Annotated in this window: 1 protein-coding gene; it reads right to left on the bottom strand. The window is 64.7% G+C overall.

The genetic code is table 11. From position 1 onward, the window contains the following. Nucleotides 1-33: 33 nt before the first annotated feature. Nucleotides 34-1305: an IS256 family transposase gene (locus PAM7066_RS18410; protein ID WP_085855656.1), complete on the bottom strand. Its 1272-nt coding sequence runs from the start codon at nt 1303-1305 to the stop codon at nt 34-36. Between the last annotated feature and the right edge of the window lie 73 nt (nt 1306-1378).

Genomic DNA, 1378 nt, shown 5'->3' with positions numbered 1-1378 from the left:
GAGCTAAGGCCGATTTTGGGTGACGCGGGCTGATCAAGCGGCGCGGCTTTCGGTGCCATCCTGTTCGGCGACACCGTCGTTGAATTTGACGCCTTCGACGACGAGAGGCAACTGGTTCGCGCCCTTCAGCCGACGCCATTTCTTCGCCGCGGCCTGAACCAGCTTGAACACCATCAGCTTCGCCGTCTTCTGAGACAGCGCGCCCTTGGTTCGGACAGTGCGATGGCGGACGGGGGCGAACACGCTCTCGATCGGGTTCGACGTGCGCAGGTGGTCCCAATGAGCGGCCGGGAAGTCGTAGAAGGCCAGCAGTGCTTCTCGATCCTTGGTCAGGCAGACGACGGCTTTCTCGTATTTCACGCCATACTTCTCGACGAAGGTATTAACGGCGGTCTCTGCCGCCGCACGGGTCGCGGCCTGCGAGATCTCCCGCAGGTCGGTCTTCACTGCCGGGTGCATCGACTTCGGAAGCTTGTTCAGGACGTTGGACATCTTGTGGGTCCAGCAGCGCTGGTGGCGCGTGTCGGGGAAGACCTCATCCAGCGCCTTCCAAAAGCCGAGGGCACCGTCTCCGACCGCGAGGTCGGGTGGCGCCGAAAGGCCGCGGGCCTTGAGATCGATCAGCAGTTCGCGCCAGCTCTGCGCGCTCTCACGGACCCCGACCTGGAACCCCAGCAGCTCCTTCTTCCCTTCCGGCGTCGCCCCGATCATCACCAGCATGCATTCGGCCTGCGGCTCCATCCGGGCCTGAAGATAGACGCCGTCAGCCCAGACGTAGACGTAGCGCCGGGCCGAAAGGTCCCTTCGTTGCCAGCGATCATGCTCGGCTTGCCACTCACCGGTAAGCCGCGAGATCGCGCCAGGCGACAGGTTCGGCGCGTCTGAGCCAACCAGTGCGCTCAGGGCCTCCTGAAAGTCCCCGGTCGAGACGCCGCGCAAGTAAAGAACCGGCAGCAGAGCATTGAGACTGGGAGAACGGCGCGCCCATTTCGGCAGAATGCGCGAACTGAACCGGAACGTGTCCTCCGGCGACGCGTCCGTTGCCCGGTCGCGCACCTTATGGCGCTGCACAGGAATCGGCCCGATCCCGGTCTGGATGTTCCGTTCAGGGCCGGTGCCGTGATGGACAACGCGCTGCCGGCCGTCGGGCAGGCGCTCATCCGCGAACTGCGCGACAAAGCTCGCGGCCTCAGCCCTGAGCGCTGCCGCCAGCATCTGCCGGGCGCCATCGCGCGCGATCTCGGTGAGCGGATCGATGACAGATCCGGGCTGGTGAAGCGGGGTGATCGTGATATCGTCTTCCAAGGCGTATCGCTCCTTCGGGAGGTTCTGGCAGGCTTTGACACCCGCCACGATACGCCGCCTTCTCAGGCCCCAT

This window comes from Palleronia marisminoris (genome assembly GCF_900172315.1).
GTDB lineage: Bacteria > Pseudomonadota > Alphaproteobacteria > Rhodobacterales > Rhodobacteraceae > Palleronia > Palleronia marisminoris.
This window is presented reverse-complemented; position numbering and strand designations above follow the sequence as displayed.